General features: G+C 45.6%; 13 protein-coding genes. 9 read left to right on the top strand and 4 right to left on the bottom strand.

Annotation, left to right across the window (positions count from 1 at the left end):
* Positions 1–67: 67 nt before the first annotated feature.
* The gene (locus NC997_RS13060; RefSeq protein ID WP_190527859.1) at positions 68–6,991 is read left to right on the top strand and encodes a PfaB family protein; all 6,924 of its coding nucleotides are present in this window, start codon (positions 68–70) and stop codon (positions 6,989–6,991) included.
* A gap of 185 nt (positions 6,992–7,176) precedes the next feature.
* Entirely contained in the window at positions 7,177–8,832 is a 1,656-nt protein-coding gene (locus NC997_RS13055; protein WP_190527857.1) for a PfaD family polyunsaturated fatty acid/polyketide biosynthesis protein, read from the top strand.
* A 128-nt stretch (positions 8,833–8,960) separates the two neighbouring features.
* On the opposite strand, the gene NC997_RS13050 is transcribed toward NC997_RS13055, so the two are convergent.
* Positions 8,961–9,869 carry a LysR substrate-binding domain-containing protein gene (locus NC997_RS13050; RefSeq protein ID WP_190527854.1) on the bottom strand — a complete coding sequence of 303 codons (909 nt, stop codon included), beginning with the start codon at positions 9,867–9,869 and terminating at the stop codon, positions 8,961–8,963.
* Between the two features lie 227 nt (positions 9,870–10,096).
* Between NC997_RS13050 and NC997_RS13045 the strand changes: the two genes are divergently transcribed.
* Positions 10,097–10,978, top strand: coding sequence for an aspartoacylase (locus NC997_RS13045; RefSeq protein WP_190527852.1), 882 nt, complete (start codon positions 10,097–10,099; stop codon positions 10,976–10,978).
* 145 nt (positions 10,979–11,123) lie between these two features.
* Positions 11,124–11,993, top strand: a complete 870-nt coding sequence (locus NC997_RS13040; protein WP_190527850.1) for a hypothetical protein — start codon at positions 11,124–11,126, stop codon at positions 11,991–11,993.
* 176 nt (positions 11,994–12,169) lie between these two features.
* Here the strand turns inward: NC997_RS13040 and NC997_RS13035 are convergent, their stop codons facing one another.
* The gene (locus tag NC997_RS13035) at positions 12,170–12,775 is read right to left on the bottom strand and encodes a thioredoxin family protein (protein ID WP_190439919.1); all 606 of its coding nucleotides are present in this window, start codon (positions 12,773–12,775) and stop codon (positions 12,170–12,172) included.
* A 72-nt stretch (positions 12,776–12,847) separates the two neighbouring features.
* On the opposite strand from NC997_RS13035, the gene NC997_RS13030 reads away from it, so the two are divergent.
* Positions 12,848–13,252: an NIL domain-containing protein gene (locus tag NC997_RS13030; protein WP_190412776.1), complete on the top strand. Its 405-nt coding sequence runs from the start codon at positions 12,848–12,850 to the stop codon at positions 13,250–13,252.
* A gap of 36 nt (positions 13,253–13,288) precedes the next feature.
* Here the strand turns inward: NC997_RS13030 and NC997_RS13025 are convergent, their stop codons facing one another.
* Positions 13,289–15,442 (bottom strand): HEAT repeat domain-containing protein, encoded by a 2,154-nt coding sequence (locus NC997_RS13025; protein WP_190527848.1) that lies wholly within the window; start codon positions 15,440–15,442, stop codon positions 13,289–13,291.
* 78 nt (positions 15,443–15,520) lie between these two features.
* Here NC997_RS13025 and surE point away from each other — a divergent pair, with 78 nt between their 5' ends.
* From surE to NC997_RS13005, 4 genes are all read left to right on the top strand, one after another.
* Positions 15,521–16,198, top strand: a complete 678-nt coding sequence (gene surE / locus NC997_RS13020; protein ID WP_190412778.1) for a 5'/3'-nucleotidase SurE — start codon at positions 15,521–15,523, stop codon at positions 16,196–16,198.
* Positions 16,199–16,298: 100 nt separating this feature from the next.
* Positions 16,299–16,484: a hypothetical protein gene (locus NC997_RS13015; RefSeq protein ID WP_190412893.1), complete on the top strand. Its 186-nt coding sequence runs from the start codon at positions 16,299–16,301 to the stop codon at positions 16,482–16,484.
* Positions 16,481–16,738, top strand: coding sequence for a hypothetical protein (locus NC997_RS13010; protein WP_190412779.1), 258 nt, complete (start codon positions 16,481–16,483; stop codon positions 16,736–16,738). The genes NC997_RS13015 and NC997_RS13010 overlap by 4 nt, the downstream gene beginning before the upstream one ends.
* Positions 16,739–16,749: 11 nt before the next feature.
* On the top strand, positions 16,750–17,685 hold the full coding sequence (locus NC997_RS13005; RefSeq protein ID WP_190412780.1) for an NAD-dependent epimerase/dehydratase family protein: 936 nt from the start codon (positions 16,750–16,752) through the stop codon (positions 17,683–17,685).
* A 68-nt stretch (positions 17,686–17,753) separates the two neighbouring features.
* On the opposite strand, the gene pgsA is transcribed toward NC997_RS13005, so the two are convergent.
* Positions 17,754–18,281, bottom strand: coding sequence for a CDP-diacylglycerol--glycerol-3-phosphate 3-phosphatidyltransferase (gene pgsA, locus NC997_RS13000; RefSeq protein WP_190412894.1), 528 nt, complete (start codon positions 18,279–18,281; stop codon positions 17,754–17,756).
* Positions 18,282–18,378: the final 97 nt, after the last annotated feature.

Raw genomic sequence — 18,378 nt, 5'->3', positions numbered from 1 at the left:
TACAGCACAATGGCTAGAGCTTATTTTAAAAACTGTTGTTTTTGATTAAAATTTTTAGGAATATTGAATGGAAAAAATTGCAATCATCGGTTTATCTAGCTTATTCCCAGGTGCAGAAAATCCTGAGCAATATTGGCAGAATTTAATTGCTAAAAAAGATTTTAAAAGCTTAGCAACAGTCGAACAAATGGGAGTAGACCCCCAAAAGTTTTATTCGACAGATAAAGGTAAGCTAGATAAATACTATTGTTTAAAGGGAGGCTATATTCGAGATTTTCAGTTAGATACCAGCGAGTATCCGATGGCTCCTGAGTTACTGAAAACCTTAGATGAAATTTATCAATGGTCTTTATACGTCACAAAACAAGCGTTAAAAGATAGCGGTTATTTAGGAAATCAATCAGTTCTGGAAAAATGCGGCGTGATTCTGGGAAATCTTTCTTTCCCCACCCGCTTTTCCCATCGTTTTTTTGCACCAATTTATCAAAAATTTCTAGATTCAGCTCTTCAGCAACTTTTAAAAGAAGAATCTTTTCAACTAAAAAAACCACCTTCTGACGTATCTCTTTTAAATGGAATGTTATCCGGGTATCCGGCAGCAGTCATTGCTCAAGCGCTGTCTTTATCCGGAATTAATTTATCTCTGGATGCAGCCTGTGCGACATCGCTGTATGCAGTCAAATTAGCTTGTCACTATCTGTTATCCGGCAAAGCTGATTTGATGTTAGCGGGTGCGGTAAGTTGCGCCGATCCGTTCTTCATCAACATGGGATTTTCCATTTTCCACGCTTATCCAGAAGATGGGATATCGCGTCCTTTTGATAAGTCATCCGGGGGCCTCGTAGCTGGAGAAGGAGCCGGAATGGTTGTCCTGAAACGATATAGCGATGCGCTGAGAGATGGCGATCGCATCTACGCCACAATCTGCGGTGTTGGCTTATCGAATGACGGGAAAGGGAAATTCGTCCTCAGTCCCAATCCCAAAGGGCAAATCTTAGCCTTTGAACGGGCATATACCGAAGCCGGAATTCATCCCAACACTATCGATTACATTGAGTGTCATGCCACGGGGACTCCGGTCGGAGATATCACCGAACTCAACTCGATGGAGACTTTCTTCGGTCAGTCTCAAACGGTGCCTCTGATTGGTTCTGTCAAATCCAATTTTGGTCACTTGTTGACGGCTGCGGGAATCGCAGGTCTCATCAAAGTGATTTTGAGTATGGGTGAAGAGGTCATCCCGGCGACAATCGACGTAATTGACCCCCTCCGTTCGGAAAAGGGCGCGATCGCTGCTGACCAGATAGTCACTTCCCCGACACCCTGGCCTCAAAAATTACCTACCAAACGTGCCGCCATCAATGCCTTTGGTTTTGGTGGCACCAATGCTCATTTGATTTTGGAGTCATCAGAAGACATCGGGAGTGGGGAAGACAGGACAAAGGCAGCGGCAAACACCTCGCTCCAAAATCCAAAATCTCAAATCCAAAATCGACTCGCGATCGTCGGCATGGATGCCTTCTTTGGCTCCTGTAAAAGTTTAGATGCCTTCGAGCGCACGATTTATGAGGGAACGCAGCATTTTATCCCCCTTCCGCCTCAGCGTTGGCAAGGTATCGAAGAGCAACCCCAATTACTCAAAGAATATGGCTTGGCAAATGGGGAAGCGCCTCTAGGAGCCTACATCCAAGATTTTGAACTCGATTTTTTAAATTTCAAAATCCCGCCCCGCGACGAAGATCAACTCATTCCTCAACAGCTATTGATGCTAAAGGTGGCGGACAACGCCATCAAAGATGCAAAACTCGCTCAAGGGGGAAATGTCGCCGTAATTGTGGCGATGGGGACAGAACTCTCCCTACACCAGTATCGGGGTCGATGCGACTTATCTTGGCAAATTAAAGAAAGCTTGGAACAAGCGAATATTTCTTTGTCTCCCGAAAAACTTGCCGAACTGGAAACCATTGCTAAAGATAGCTTGCATCCTCCGGCGCAAGTCAACCGATACACTAGCTTCATCGGCAATGTGATGGCTAGTCGCATTTCCGCCCAGTGGGATTTTACTGGTCCCTCTTTCACCATTTCTGCCGAAGAAAATTCGGTTTTTAAAGCTTTAGAAGTCGCTCAATTACTTCTTTCTAATGGAGAAGTTGATGCTGTTGTCGTCGGCGCTGTCGATCTCTCTGGTGGATTAGAAAACGTATTATTTCGTCAACAGTTAGCACCGATTAATCAAGGGATTCCTACCTTAAGCTTTGATGAAAACGCGAATGGCTGGATGGTCGGAGAAGGTGCAGGTGCCGTCATTTTAAAGCGGCACGAAACAGCCAAACAAGAGCAAGACCGAATTTATGCCGTTATTGATGCCATCAGCTTAATTCAGGATAATGCCAATCATCAATCGACGAGCGATCGCATACTCACACAAGCTTGTCAGCAGGCGTTCGATTTAGCGGGTATTCACCCTACAGACATTGGGTATCTGGAAGTTTTTGGCAGTGGCGTCGCCTCAGAAGATGAAGCCGAAATCAAAGGTTTACTCTCTGCCTATCAGACTTCCCAAGCGAGTTTAAGTTGTTGCCTGGGAAGCGTCAAAGCCAACATCGGTCATACTTATACCGCTTCCGGGATGGCGAGTTTAATCAAAACTGTCCTCTGCCTGTATCATCGGTATATTCCTTCGACTCCCCAGTGGTCTAGACCGAAACTGCCTCAGATGTGGCAAGGAAGTCCCTTCTACGTCGCCACCGAATCGAGAACTTGGTTCTTGGAACCCGAAGCGTCTAAGAGAGTGGCTGCAATTAACGGCTTAGGCATAGATGGTACTTATTCTCACATCATCCTCTCGGAAGAATTGAGCCAAAAAGAGCGTCGTAGCAAGTATCTGGAACAAACGCCCTTCTATTTATTTCCCCTGACCGCTAATCATCAATCTGCGTTGCTCGAACAGTTGCATTCGCTCCAAAATCTTATTGAAACGGGTGACGATCTATCCGTTGCAGCAACACAGACCTTTACAGCTTTTGGGAAATCGCCCCAGGCGACTTATACCCTAGCGATTGTCGGTTCTCATAAACAGGAAATCCTGCGGGAAATCCACTTAGCGATCGCAGGTATCAAAAAAAGCTTTGAAACTGGCGGAGAATGGAAAACACCACTTGGCAGTTATTTCACACCGAAACCTTTAGGAAATGAGGGTAAAGTTGCCTTTGTTTACCCTGGTATGGCTAGTTCTGGTCTGGGGCTGGGACGGGACATTTTCCAGCTATTTCCTAAAGTTTACGATAGCTTCTCGGCTCTGACTCCCTATCCAGGTCAGGTCATGCACGAGAAACTTCATTATCCCAAAAGTTTAGAAAAACTTTCCAGTCAAGCACAAGCAGAGAAACAGGCAGAATTTTTGGGTGACGGAGTAGCAATGTGCCAAACCGGAATCAGTTTGGCAGTGCTATATAGCCTGATTCTCAGACAGTATTTCCAAGTCCAACCCCAAGTTGCATTTGGGTATAGCTTGGGTGAAGCTAGCAGTATGCTGTTTGCCCTTGACATTTGGCGCGATGATGGGAAATTAAGCGAAGCTTTAGTGTCCTCTCCTCTATTTAGAACTGATTTATGCGGTCCCTGTTTAGCAGGACGTAGGTTTTGGGGTTTGTCAGAAAGCGATCGCTCGGAAAAATTTTGGATTTCCTATGTTCTCAAAGCACCAGTATCGGTAGTTAAGGAAGTCCTGAAGCAGGAAGAACGTGTTTATCTGTCATTTATCAATACTCCAGAAGAAGTTGTCATTGGTGGCGATCCGCAAGCTTGCTTACGAGTCATTGAAACTCTCAAATGCAAATATTTTCCCATCAATTTTGACAGTGTATTGCACTGCGAACCAACAAATACTGAGTATGAGGGATTGGTTGAACTACACACAATTCCCATCCAAAATGTACCCGATATTCAGTTTTATTCTGGAGTAGATTACGCTCCGATTAAGCTGGATACTAATTCTTTGGCTCATAACGCCGCCAAAATCTGCTGTATAACGGTTGATTTCCCTAGAATTATTCATCGTGTCTACGAAGATGGTGTCAGAATCTTCATTGAGGTAGGCGCAGGAAACAATTGTTCTCGATGGATTAGCGAAACGCTTAAGCAACACGAGCATATTGCCATATCCATCAATACCAAAGGCGTTGATGACCATACTGGGGTGGTCAGGGTTTTAGCAAAACTTGTGAGTCACGGCGTCTCTGTGGATTTGTCCCCACTTTATTCTCAAGTGCCAGAAAAATCTATCCAACGTCAATCAATTGTTAAAAAAGTTACTTTGGGTGGAAGCCGAATTTATTCTAAAATTTTGACCGCTGAAAATTGTGAGATTTTCCGAAAAGAGATAACAAGAGGTAATAAAGCAAAAGCCATGACAATAGCAAAAGAACCCCAACAGACAACTAATCATCAAAACCAAATGATGAAGATATTTCAGCTACAAATAGCTGTAGCCGAACAATTATTGAATCAAAATATATCAGCTCAGAGCAATGGTCAGATAGCCCCTGCAACTTCAGATCCTCAGCGCAATAGTTACACAAAGCCTTCTAATATTGTTTGGGATGAAGCAGATTTACTGGAATTTGCTGAAGGGAAAATTTCCCGTGTTTTCGGTAAAGACTATGAAATTATCGATTCCTATTCCCGGCGAGTGCGGCTGCCAGTTCCGCCCTATCTCTTGGTGAGCAGGGTTACTAAACTTGATGGGGAAATAAATAGCTTTAAACCCTCTTCAATCACAACCGAATACGATATTCCACAGAATGCCTGGTACGCTGTTGATGGTCAAGCTCCTTGGGCAATCAGTGTAGAATCTGGTCAATGCGATTTATTATTAATCAGCTACCTAGGAATTGATTTTGAGAATAAAGGCGACCTAGTTTATCGCTTGCTTGATTGCACCCTGACGTTCCTAGATGATTTACCCAAAGAAGGACAAACCCTGCGTTATGACATCCGCATAAATTCTTTTGTGCGAAGCGGAGATAACCTACTATTTTTCTTTAGTTACGAGTGCTTTGTTGGGGATAAAATGATCCTCAAAATGGACGGAGGCTGTGCCGGATTCTTTTCCGACGAACAACTCGAAAATGGTAAGGGAATTATTGTTTCCGATAAAGAACTTGAAGCGCGAAGCAAGATTCCAAAGCAAAAGTTTGAGCCTCTGCTAATCTGTCAAAAATCAAGCCTAGATGAGTTAGATATGTTATCCCTCACCGAGGGTAATATTGCTGCCTGTTTAGGAGACCATTATTGGCAAGATGGCTTAAATCCCTCCCTGCGCTTGCCCCCGAAGGCAATGCTCATGATCGACCGCATCACATCAGTAGAACCGACAGGAGGGGCTTGGGGTTTAGGTCTAATTATCGGCGAAAAATTTCTTGACCCAGATCATTGGTATTTCCCCTGCCACTTCAAAGACGATCAGGTGATGGCTGGTTCCCTGATGGCAGAAGGGTGCGGTCAACTCTTGCAATTCTATCTTCTCTATTTAGGATTGCAAACCTACACGGTTGATGCTAGATTTCAACCGATTCCCGGTTTGCCACAGGTCGTCCGTTGTCGCGGACAGGTGACTCCCATTTCGGGCAAATTAATCTATCGGATGGAAATCACTGAAATTGGCATTACACCAAAACCTTATGCAAAATGTAATGTTGAAGTCATCCTGAACGGCAAAATTGTTGTTCACTTCCAAGACCTAGGCTTGCAGCTATCTGAAAAGAACCCTAATCATTCAATTTCTGTTGAACAAGCGATAAACAACTCTCAACAAAAGGCAGGATTACCCCGGAAACTAGCCTTATTAAATGAAGATCAAGTCAACGAATTTTGTCTGGGTTCGGTTGCTAAGTGTTTTGGCCCAGAATTCGAGATTTATGACAACGGTGGCGTCAAAGCTTCGCGAATGCCCAATACTCATCTCAATTTGGTGCATCGCGTTTTGGAAGTGAATGGTAAGCGCCATGAACTAACAAAAAATTCCAGTATTGTTACTGAATACGACGTTCCCACAGAGCCTTGGTATTATCGCCAAAACTCCTCTCCGACAATACCGTACTCAATTTTAATGGAGATAGCTCTGCAACCCTGTGGTTTTCTCTCTGCTTATTTAGGAACTACTTTGTTGTATCCAAATCAAGACTTGTACTTCCGCAATCTTGATGGACAGGGTCGCCTTCTCAAGGATATAGATATTCGAGGAAAGACGATTACGAATACAGCCCGGTTACTGTCTTCATCCAATATCCAGGGAGTGATTATTCAGAGTTTTGATTTTCAAATGGTTTGCGATGGCGAACCGTTTTATGAAGGAACTGCCGCATTTGGTCATTTTAGCCCCCAATCTTTAGCAAATCAGGTAGGACTGGATCGCGGTAAGGATGTTCCACCCTGGTACGAAACTGAAAATACCACCGGACTCGCGAAAGCAAAAATCGACTTAAGGAGTCTAGAAAGTAGAGCCAAGTTTTATCGCCTTAATCAGGCTCGACCCCATTATCGGCTTGCTCAGTATCAGTTAGACCTCCTGAATGAAGTACGAATTATTCAAGGAGGAGGGAACTATCAGCAAGGCTACATCTATGCCCGAAAAGAGGTAAAGCCGAATGACTGGTATTTCAAGTGTCATTTTTACCTTGACCCGGTCATGCCTGGTTCATTAGGAATTGAGGGGATTTTGCAAGCGATGCAAGTCTATGCCTTGCAGAACGATCTTGGTAAACAATTCAAATCTCCCCGTTTTGTCCAAGCCATCGACCATCTAATCGTTTGGAAATATCGCGGACAAATTCCTCATGGTCATACCGAGATGTATTTAGAGGTTCATATTTCCAAAGTGGATATTACTCCAAACAAAGTCACCTTAATCGGTGATGCCAGTTTGTGGAAACCCAACCTGAGAATCTATGAAGTTAAAGACATCGCTCTTTGTTTAGTTGAGTCTGATTAAAATCTATCAAACTCACACTATGGTTCAGTTAGTACTGTTGGTGAATTAAGAACCTAACCCCCAGCCCCCTTCCCTAGTAGGGAAGGGGAGTCCGGAAGCCCCTCTTCTCCTAAGGGAGGGATTTGGGGAGTCAACCCAACCGACAATCTACAATCTGTTATTGGCTTGAATTGGAAAAAGAAACTATGTTGGCAATACCTTTAACGCAAAACAAAAATGGTCTTCGTTTCTCAGGAAATCCGAACAATCAAAATCCAGTCTGGCAGGGTTCTTTAAATTCTGTAGCTTTTGATGAAGAAGGTATCAAGACTAAACTGCTGAATTTAGATAAACCCTGTTACATCGTTAGCAAGCAAGGCCAAATTGGGGTCACGAACGAAGGTTATTTAGGGGATGCTAATAACGGCAAAACTGAATCCGTGGAAACTTTGACAGCAGTGCCACCGCTAGTTCCTCAACAGTTGGGAGACCCCAGTTTCCTGACTTTCCACGGGGTAAAATATGCTTATAGTACGGGGTCAATGGCGAATGGCATTGCCTCCGAAGAAATGGTAATTGCCCTTGGTAAAGAAAAGATTCTCAGTGCCTTTGGTGCCGCGGGCTTAGTTCCTTCTCGCATTGAAACTGCTATTCACCGCATTCAGCAAGCACTTCCAGAAGGGCCTTATGCATTTAATTTGATCCACAGTCCTAGCGAAGCTGCAATCGAGCGGGGTGCAATCAATTTATATCTCAAATACGGCGTCACCACTGTAGAAGCTTCCGCATTTCTGGATTTGACACCCAACATTGTCTATTATCGAGCGGCTGGACTTAGCCTCAATTCGGCGAATCAAATCGAGATCAAAAACAAAATAATTGCCAAAGTTTCTAGGACAGAAGTTGCAACTAAATTTTTGCAACCAGCCCCAACTAAAATGCTCAAGCAATTGGTTGCTCAAGGGCTAATTACTGAGTTGCAAGCTTCCTTGGCTGAAAAAATTCCAATGGCTGACGATATCACTGTAGAAGCCGATTCTGGCGGACATACAGATAATCGTCCCTTGGTTTGTCTCCTACCTTCGATTCTGGCTCTTAGGGATGAAATTCAGGAAAAATATGGTTACGAACAACCTGTTAGAGTTGGAGCTGCTGGAGGAATTGGTACACCGCACTCAGCATTAGGGGCATTTATGATGGGAGCCGCTTATGTGGTGACTGGCTCCATTAACCAATCCTGCCTTGAAGCTGGAGCTTCTACTCATACCAAAAACTTGCTAGCTCAAGCGGGTATGGCTGATGTCAGTATGGCACCAGCAGCGGATATGTTTGAAATGGGGGTGAAATTACAAGTCCTCAAACGTGGCAGTCTCTTCCCAATGCGGGCGCAAAAACTCTTTGATTTCTACAAGAACTATGACTCAATTGAAGAAATTCCGCTTGTAGAAAGAGAGAAATTAGAGAAAGAAATATTTAGGAAGAGTTTAGAGTCAGTTTGGCAAGATACTGTTGCTTATTTCTCTCAACGCGACCCGGATCAAATAACTAGAGCAGATAACAATCCCAAACGTAAAATGGCTCTGATTTTTCGCTCGTATTTGGGGTTATCTTCCCGCTGGTCTAATGCGGGTGAGAAAGGTCGCGAAATGGATTATCAAATCTGGTGTGGCCCCTCGATGGGATCGTTCAATGAATGGGTGAAGGGTTCTTATCTGGCTCAAGCGAATAATCGTCGCGTAGTTGATGTTGCCGATCACATAATGATTGGTAGTGCCTTTTTGTACCGGCTGCAAAACTTGAAACTACAGGGATTATCGATACCTGCACAATACTGGAACTACTGTCCAAAACCTCTTTTTTAGGGATAGTCTAAGCATTCTTGCTACCAGGGGCTGGCATTCTAAAGCACTTTGCCGTAAAAAGCCTCTGGGCTGTCTCTATCGGTATGCCTTAAACTGTGGAGGCAAGCGATCGCCTATGGGCGTTTTGATTAAGACGCTTTTGAGTGAGTCTGCGCGATCGCTTTTGTCACTTCCAAGAACTCGCGCAAAGTCGCTGAAGCATCGTCCTGTCGCCATACAGCCGCCATTGGGACAGTTGGTGTTGGTTCAGCGATGTTTTTGTATAAGACACCCTTGCGTTGAAGATTTTGGACATTAGCAGGTAGCAAGGCAACTCCAACCCCACCAGCGACTAAGCCGAGTATTGTTAGCATCAGCGTTCCTTCCTGGATGACAACGGGGGAAATACCCAATTGTTGGCACAGATGTTCGAGCTGTTCAGATAAGACTGGAGAGAATTGACGAGAAGGAAGGATGAACACTTCCTGTGCCAGTGCTTTTAAGGAAACTTGAGGTTGGCTCGCCAGTGGATGAGTCTCTGGTAAAGCGACAATTAAAGACTCATGGCAAATCGTCATCCAGGATAAATCAACTTCTTCTTGCATCCAGGACGGCAAATGGAAAAAGCCAACATCCAGATGGCGATCGCGCAGTGCTTGCAATTGGAAGGAAGTTGCTAACTCTCGCCAGACGAGTTCCACAAGCGGAAAACGTTCAAGATAAACTCGGAGAATATCTGGCAAAAAGCTGTTTGCCATTGAGCTAGTAAAGCCGATTACCAAACGCCCGATTTCTCCACGACTAGCACGTTGCGCCATATTGACCGCACGATCTACGCTAGCGATCGCGCTTCGAGCTTCGTCTAAAAAGACTCTTCCCGCTAGGGTTAACTGGAGCGGTCGCTGGGTGCGATCAAACAGTTGCACTCCCAGATCGTCTTCGAGATCGTGAATTTGTTTGCTCAAGGGAGGTTGCGCGATATGCAGACGAGCAGCAGCACGAGAGAAGTTTAACTCCTCTGCAACCGCGATGAAGTAATGCAAATGCCGAAGCTCCATTCGTTCTTCACCACTATGTCTTTGCCCTAATCTTGGCAAGATAGGAATGCAAATGTCAAATTAATATCAGTTTTTAAGCACTATATTTTTGCCATATAGTTACCTAGTCAAAAAAGTATTAGACATCTAGTAAACCCTTCGTTAATCTAAATGAAAAGACGTTATCAACCTCAACACATCTAAGTTAATAGATAGTGTTGTAAATAGGTATAGGGAGCCATTATTTTATGAAGAAGATCGAGCGTGTTGCCATTGTGGGGGGAACGCACGGAAACGAACTCACCGGAATTTACTTAGTGAAGAAATTCGAGCGATCGCCCAACTTGATTCAGCGACCTAGCTTTGAAAGTCTTACCTTGTTAGCGAATCCCAAAGCCTATGAAATTGGGAAACGGTATGTTGATACCGACCTTAATCGCTGTTTTCTTCGCCAGGATTTGGAGAATTTGAGCCTTTCTAGTTACGAAGCGCAACGAGCCAAAAAGATTTATGGAAAATTTGGCTCTGGGGGGAGCCATCAGGCAGATTTGGTTGTTGATTTACACAGCAGCACATCCAACATGGAGCTAACAATTATTCTCGCTAGCAAGCAACCTTTTAACCTTCAATTAGCGGCTTATCTCACATCTTTTCATTCAAAAGTGAAGGTACTTTATTCGACAACCAGAAATCAAGGCACCCCTCATCTGGACTCAATTTGTGAATTCGGCTGCACAGTTGAAGTCGGTGCGGTGGCTCAAGGGGTATTGGATGCAACTTTATTTCAGCAAACGGAGGAACTTGTCCAGGCAATTTTAGACTACACGGAAGCCTACAACCAGGGAACGCCACCTCCTGTAAGAGATACCCTTACCGTTTATCACAGCATCCAGACAATAGACTATCCCAGGAATGAGTTTGGAGAGATTCAGGCAATGATTCATCCCCAGCTTCAATTTAGAGATTATGAAGCGCTTCATCCCGGCGATCTCATGTTTTTAACGTTTGATGGTCAAGCGATCGCTTATGAAGGTGAAGCAACAGTTTATCCAGTCTTTATCAATGAAGCAGCCTACTATGAAAAAGGAGTTGCTATGTGTTTGACTGAAAAGCAGCAAGTCACCATTTAGCAAAAGTATCAAATTTTGAATTAAAATTTAATCATTTCTAACTCTTGGTCGATAAAAAATACATCGCGAAATTGAAATTTTGGATATTATTGGTTGACAAAAGTGAAGAATAAATCGGTTATTCAAAACCACAAAGGAGTCATAAATGAAGGCGCAGCAGGCAGAACTTTACCAAAGTATTCAAGAATTTTCCCTTGACGATCCTGGGGCTGCTTTTCCTTTTAGCCAAAGGTTAGCAAGAGAAAACGGTTGGACAGTTCAATATACTCAGCGTGCCATTAACGAATACAAAAAATTTATCTTTCTTGCTGTTGTAATTGGGCATCCTGTCACGCCTTCCGAGCAAGTAGATCGAGTTTGGCATTTGCACTTAACTTACACTCATTCCTACTGGGATGAGTTTTGTGCCAAAGTTTTACAGAAACCATTGCACCATCAGCCAACGAAGGGCGGTTCCAGCGAACAGGATAATTTTTACAGGTGCTATAACGAGACGCTGATTAGCTACGAAAAACTCTTTGGACAGCAACCTCCTAGCGATATCTGGTCGCCACCCGATACCCGATTTGGGAAAGACATCCAGTGCAAACAAGTCAACACTCATCGGTATTGGCTCGTACCCAAACCATCTTTTACTCTGGCTTGGTTGCCCTCTATTGATCTCCCTCGCTTGCCTTTGGGGCAATTCCTAGCGATCGCTCTATTGTCATTTATATTAGTTCTAACTATCAGCAGCTCTACGCTACTGATAGCAGGGATTTCTACCCAGACAACTCACTCTATAAGCTCTGAATTAGCACTGGCTCAAACAAGCGAAAATTCTCCGCTACCTCGCAAGACTCCAACCCCTACTCCTAAGAACAAAGATCGTTCTACTTCGGAAAAATCTTCAGGATCGTTTTGGTGGTGGCTGCCAATATTCCTCATTTTTTCCCTGTTCGGAAGTCGCGGCAATAACAGTGGTGGTGGTAGTAATGATAGTACGAACAACGGCTGCGGCTGTGGCTGTATGTGATCGGGCATCTGTTTAAGACTGGACAAGAGACATACAACTAGAGAAACCCTGTCCAAAACCCTTGAGTGGGCGTCATTTTTGGCGTTACCTTCAGCAATCAGGTATCACCAGGATGGATTTCTGATTGATCGGTGCAAACCCCAAAAATCTTCTAACAGCGACTGTTCTCGTAATTCTTAATTGCTTTTTACTTGGCTACCGTGGCTGCGAGGATCATCCTGACTAACTTTGGCGGGTGTAACGGGTGATTGGAAGGCAGAAACCTGTCCCCCAGCTTGGGCGTAAGGCAGAGGTACAGAAGCAACAAGGGCGTCAATGTTTGCCTGCATGACGGGACGAGGCACCTCACCAATCGTTTGAGCGATCGCGTCTCCGTTATTGCCGAAATAGACAAAATGGGGAATCCCATCAACGCGGTAGCGCGTCATCTCTGGCAACCACTTATTGTTATCCACATTCAGCATGACAAAATTCATCGAATCAGCATACTGCTCTTTCAGTTCGCCCAGATCCTTTGCCATCGCCTGACAGCTGGTACACCAGTTCGCATAAAATTCCATCAACGTCGGCTTGCCATTGCTCAAAGCCACTTCTAACGGTGTAGATTGCTCAGCTTGGGTGTCCAGGGAAACTGAACTTGTCTCAGTTTGTAGTCCCAAGAATAGGAAAACGCTGAGGACAATCGCTACTAAAGCAATCAAGAAGTTTGTGACACGTTTCGCGCCGGTTCCTAGCGACGGCGGCTGGGAGGTTGCAGTTGATTCAGGTGAATTCACAGCCATCGAAAATTTTTTCACGATTGTTATAGATGAGCTACCTTTAGTGTACCAACTCCCTCCAGAGCTACCTTTGCCGTGAAAAAACGAGTAACGTTAACTTTTCCCAAACGAGCGATTCAGATGCCAGTGACTTATCGACTGGCGAAGGATTTTAATGTAGCGGCGAATATTATTCGTGCCCAAGTGGCACCCAATCAAATTGGGAAGCTAGTGGTGGAACTTTTGGGCGATATTGATGCAATAGATGCGGGAATCGAATGGATGCGATCGCAAGACATCAGCGTTTCTTTTGCCAGTCGCGAGATCGCAATCGATGAAGACGTTTGCGTTCACTGCGGGTTATGCACTGGCGTTTGTCCCACAGAAGCTTTGACTCTGGAACCGCAGACATTTCGGCTTAATTTTACGCGATCGCGCTGTATTGTCTGCGAACAGTGTATTCCGACTTGTCCCGTAGAGGCAATTTCTACTAATTTTTGAATTGAAAATGCTTTTTTTTGGCAATTGAGTCCAAGACTAGGCGATCGCATAATTGTAGTAACCGCAGCGCTCTTGAATGGCAGCGATCGCATCGAGGATCGTGCTAAGAGCAACGCTATTCTCCGATTTTAAGAGCATCTGGCGCAGATAAGGTAATGCTCCAGCGCTGCCGATTTTCCCCAAACTATAGGCAGCCTTCTCCCGAACGCTAACGTCTTCGTGGTTAACAGCTTGCCTGAGCGCCCCTACAGCCGACGGGCTATTGATTTGACCTAATGCCCAAGCAGCACTCCCTCGAACGCTAGCGTCTGGGTGGTTGAGAGCTTGTCGCAGTGCTGCTACCGCCGCTGGAGTGCCGATTTGACCTAATGCCCAAGCAGCGCTTCCACCCACAGTCGCGTCTTCATCGTTCAACGCCCCCAACAGCCCCACCACCGCAGCCGGAGAACCGATTTCCCCTAAAGCCTCCGCAGCCTTCTCGCGCACCCGATAGTCGGTATCGTGCAAAGCCTCCAGCAGCCCGGTTACGGCAATCTGGCAGCCAGTGCTACCTAAAGCAGAGGCAGCATTTTCGCGCACCCGATAGTCTGTATCGTGCAAAGCTTCTAGAAGTCCCGCTACCGCCGCCGGGGAGCCTATTTTTTCTAACGCAGCGGCAGCACTTTGACGAACTCCAAAGTCTTCATCATGTAACGCTTGTCGCAGTCCGACAACGCTGACTTCACTGCCGATTTTCCCTAAAGCCTCAGCAGCTTTTTCTCGAACATCAAAGTTTGGATGGTTTAAAGCTTTCAGTAGCGCCGCTACGCCTTCCTCCTTGCCCATAGAACCCAGGGCATAGGCAGCCATCCAACCCACCCACGAATCATCATCGTCCAAAGCTTCTAAAAGGCCAGCGACCGCCGCTTGGGCAGGTGCAGGATCGATGCCCTTTCTGCCGATTTTCCTTAAAGCATAGGCAGCACCCCTGCGAACATAAAAGTCACGATCCTTTAAAGCTTCTAGCAACCCTGACATTGCCGCCGGAGAGCCGACTAAACCTAACCCATAGGCAGCACAACTGCGAACCTCATAATCTTCATCTTTCAGAGCCTTCAGCAGCCCCGATACTGCCAACGGATTGCGGGTAAGACCTAAGCCGAATGCAGCCCTCTCGCGCACCCGATAGTCTCGATCCTGCAACACTTCCAGTAGTGTCGCCACCGCCTCCTCGCTGCCAATTTTTCCTAAAGCATAGGCAGCTCTTCGGCGAACATCAAAGTCGTCATCGTTCAACGCTTGCCGTAGCGCCATCACCGTTTCTTGCGTGCCAATCGAACCTAATGCTTCGGCTGCTTTTTGACGCACCCGATAGTTTTCATCATTTAACGCTTGCAGTAGCGCTGATACCGCCTGCTGAGTGGGAATTTGACCTAAAGCATAGGCAGCATTGTAACGCACCCGAAAATCTGCATCGTTCAACGCTTCCAGTAGCGCCGACACTGCTTCCTCGGTGGGGGTTTGACCTAAAGCGTAGGCAGCTCTCCCACGCACATCAAAGTCCTCATCGTTCAATGCTTGCCGCAGCACCCCTACGGCTGCCTGGGTACCAATCGCGCCTAAGGCATAAGCTGCACTCTCGCGCACCTGAAAATCTTCATCGTTCAACGCTTGCCGCAACCCCATCACTGCGGCATCGGTGCCGATAGAACCTAATCCATAAGCTGCACTCAAGCGAACACCAGAGTCGTCATCGTTCAATACTTCCAGCAGCGCTGTCACGACTGCATCGGTGCCGATGGAAGCTAAGCCATAAGCTGCACTTTCACGCACCTTATCGTCAGGGTGGTGAAGCGCTGGGAGTAGGCTGGGGATTGCACTATCAGAGCCAGTGATGCCTAAAAGTTGAAATTTCAACTCTTGAGGAACTTCTAGAGAAGCAACTAAACCGACGGTTGCGGCTTGAAACTCCGGTTTAACGGCTCCTGCCATCTGTGCGCCTAACCTCAAATCCACTTCTAAGGCTAACTTCACGACTCGCACTACCTGAGCTTTTTCCTCCAAGCGCTGTAACATCTGGACTATGGGGTCTGTCCATTTTAGATAATTTAAATACTCCTGTTTGAGCTGGTCATCACTCAGTGAGAGTACCTGTTGGAGGAGGTTTTCGGCGGTGTAAGATTCCTGAATCGGTTGGTGATGCAATTCCATCTAGTTGCCTTCTCACATTTGAATCAATGGGTGCTTGAGCAAACCGTCTAGGCTACGTCCGACTCAGCAAAAAAATATATGACTTTGATTTTAACGAACGACGACGGAATAGACGCTCCTGGAATCCGAGCGCTGCACAAGGCGATGAATGGCAAGGGGGTGATTGTGGCTCCTAAAGACCATTTATCCGGATGCGGTCATCAGGTGACGACGACTCAAGCGATTCATGTACGGCGTCGCTCGGATTTTGAATATGCGATCGCGGGTACTCCCGCTGATTGCGTTCGCATTGCGCTTACGCATCTTTGCCCTACTGTCAAGTTTGTCCTTTCTGGCATCAACGCCGGTGGCAACTTAGGAGCCGATGTTTACATTTCAGGGACTGTCGCTGCTGTGCGCGAAGCAGCCTTTCATGGGGTTCCGGGGATTGCCGTTTCCCACTATCGCAAAGGCAAACTGAATGTCGATTGGGATGTGGCGGCGAGGTGGACGGCTGGAATTTTAGCCGATCTACTCAACCGTACCATTGAACCGGGAACGTTTTGGAATGTGAATTTGCCGCATTTGTTACCCGGAGATCCCGATCCGGAAGTGGTGTTTTGCGAACCTTCTCGGCAACCCTTACCAGTTAACTATCGCGTTGAAGGCGATAATTTTTACTACGTCGGAGAATATGCCAAACGCGATCGCACTCCTGGTAGCGATGTTGATGTCTGCTTTTCCGGCAAAATCGCCGTAACTCAGCTGCGACTTTAAAAAAGGTGAGGTAAGATACCGCTCCCATAAGAGTTAGCGAAAATCCCTTAATGCAGTCCCTTCGTGTAAGATAGCCAAGGTTAAATTGAACTCAATAGTGGTGGAACCATCCGAAGCACAATACCTAATTCTCAACGCCTTAGATACCTTAGAGCTACTTAGCAATGCGGTGTATGATGAAGACACAGGAATTTGGGTAATTGAAACCCCTAGCAATGTCTTACCCTATGCTCGACTCCTGCAAAATAGCGATATTGTTCCTATCAAATGGGTATCGGAACGATGACAAAACCTACTGAGATTGAAAAGCAACAGTATGCAAGAATAAAAGAACTTTTTGCTTTATCTCGACAGCGCTACTTGGATGCAGGAGGCGATCCTCGAAAGCGCCCAAGTGGTCTTAAAGGTGATGATTACTTGACCGATGAAGAAAGGCAAGAACTATTTGCGATCGCTCGCGGTGGAGTTAAAATCATCGGGGACGAAGTTCACTGTGAAGGGCGGTCTTGGAAAATATCCGCAAAAGATATAAATAATTAGAATTAATCAAAATGCGAATTTTAATCATGGGCGGAACCCGTTTTATCGGGGTTTATCTAACAAAAATTTTGGCGGAACAAGGACATGAAGTGGTGCTGTTCAATCGGGGAAATAAACCAGCGCCCGTTGAAGGTATCAAACAAATTCAGGGCGATCGCACGGATGCTTCGCAACTAAAAGAAAAGTTATCTCAAGAAAAATTTGACGCAATTTTTGATAATAATGGTCGGGAATTGAGCGACACCCAACCTTTAGTAGAAATTTTTAAGGATCGGGTGCAGCATTTTATCTACATGAGTTCTGCGGGTGTGTATCAAAAGTCAGATCAGATGCCTCATGTAGAAGGGGATGCCGTCGATCCAAAAAGTCGTCACAAAGGTAAGCATGAAACGGAAGCTTACCTAGCACAACAGAAAGTGCCTTTTACGTCGATTCGTCCTACCTATATTTACGGCCCTCAGAATTATAACGATCTGGAAGCTTGGTTTTTCGACCGGATTGTGCGCGATCGCCCAATTCTGATGCCCGGACATGGCTTCCATCTCACCCAACTCGGTCATGTGAAAGACTTAGCGGTAGCAATGGCAGCAGTGCTGGGCAATTCTCAGGCAGTGGGACAGATTTATAATGTGTCGGGCGATCGCTATGTTACTTTTGATGGTCTAGCGCGTGCTTGTGCGATTGCAGCCGGGAAGTCCCCTGAGAATTTACAAATTCTCCACTACGAACCCAAAAAGTTTGACTTTGGCAAACGTAAAGCTTTTCCTTTCCGACTTCAGCACTTCTTCGCCTCAGTAAATAAAGCCAAGACTGAACTAAGATGGCAACCAGAATATGACTTAATTTCTGGCCTAAAAAACTCGTTCCAGAAAGATTATCTTGCCTCTGGTCGGAACAAAGCCGAGATAGATTTCTCAATTGATAACGAAATTCTAGAAGCAGGCTAAATCAATCACAAACACCCGAAGACCCAAAAGAGCGATTAGTAGTAGAGATACGATTCATCGTGTCTCTACTAGCTAACCGCTGAGGGTTGCTCGGTTTTTTGGGGGAGAAGGTAAATAACTCCAGAAATCAAAGTAAAGGCAACGGAAATCCAGAAAGCAATTATGGCGGGAATTTCCCAAGAGACAGGCAGGGGTGCGATCAAAAGCGCGATCGCAATAATTTGACTGACTGTTTTTAACTTGCCCCAAATATTCGCTCCACTAATGGTCGTTTTGTTAACGCGCCAACCAGCGATCGCTAACTCTCTTGCCAAAATTAGAAATACGCCCCATGCCGGTACTTGACCGAGTTGAATGAGCGGCAATAGGGGAGCCAACACCAGTAATTTATCAACTAACGGGTCAAGAAATTTACCCAAATCTGTAACTTGATTCAGTTTACGAGCCAAGTAGCCATCCAACCAATCGGTAGCCGCCGCAACCAGAAAAATTACCAATCCCACAGTGCGAGTTTCCGTTGTTGGGGTGTCCAGGCAATAAAGCAGAACTGGCAACGCCAGTAAGCGAGATAAAGTAATCCAGTTGGGTAGCGTCATAACAAGCATCGATCTGATAAGTTAAAAAGACTGTAGACTCCGGACGGTTTCGCGTCCAGAGTCTACAGCCTGAAATTCTAAGTTTACAGTTAGCGAT

The organism is Trichocoleus sp. DQ-A2, from assembly GCF_039961915.1.
GTDB lineage: Bacteria > Cyanobacteriota > Cyanobacteriia > Cyanobacteriales > FACHB-T130 > FACHB-T130.
Note: the sequence above shows the minus strand (reverse complement) of the source record. Positions and strands in the feature narration are given on the sequence as shown.

Coding starts and splice junctions, on each gene's coding strand:
- NC997_RS13060 (WP_190527859.1), top strand. CDS start 68: ATGGAAAAAATTGCAATCATCGGTTTATCTAGCTTATTCCCAGGTGCA.
- NC997_RS13055 (WP_190527857.1), top strand. CDS start 7,177: ATGTTGGCAATACCTTTAACGCAAAACAAAAATGGTCTTCGTTTCTCA.
- NC997_RS13050 (WP_190527854.1), bottom strand. CDS start 9,869: ATGGAGCTTCGGCATTTGCATTACTTCATCGCGGTTGCAGAGGAGTTA.
- NC997_RS13045 (WP_190527852.1), top strand. CDS start 10,097: ATGAAGAAGATCGAGCGTGTTGCCATTGTGGGGGGAACGCACGGAAAC.
- NC997_RS13040 (WP_190527850.1), top strand. CDS start 11,124: ATGAAGGCGCAGCAGGCAGAACTTTACCAAAGTATTCAAGAATTTTCC.
- NC997_RS13035 (WP_190439919.1), bottom strand. CDS start 12,775: ATGGCTGTGAATTCACCTGAATCAACTGCAACCTCCCAGCCGCCGTCG.
- NC997_RS13025 (WP_190527848.1), bottom strand. CDS start 15,442: ATGGAATTGCATCACCAACCGATTCAGGAATCTTACACCGCCGAAAAC.
- surE (WP_190412778.1), top strand. CDS start 15,521: ATGACTTTGATTTTAACGAACGACGACGGAATAGACGCTCCTGGAATC.
- NC997_RS13010 (WP_190412779.1), top strand. CDS start 16,481: ATGACAAAACCTACTGAGATTGAAAAGCAACAGTATGCAAGAATAAAA.
- NC997_RS13005 (WP_190412780.1), top strand. CDS start 16,750: ATGCGAATTTTAATCATGGGCGGAACCCGTTTTATCGGGGTTTATCTA.
- pgsA (WP_190412894.1), bottom strand. CDS start 18,281: ATGACGCTACCCAACTGGATTACTTTATCTCGCTTACTGGCGTTGCCA.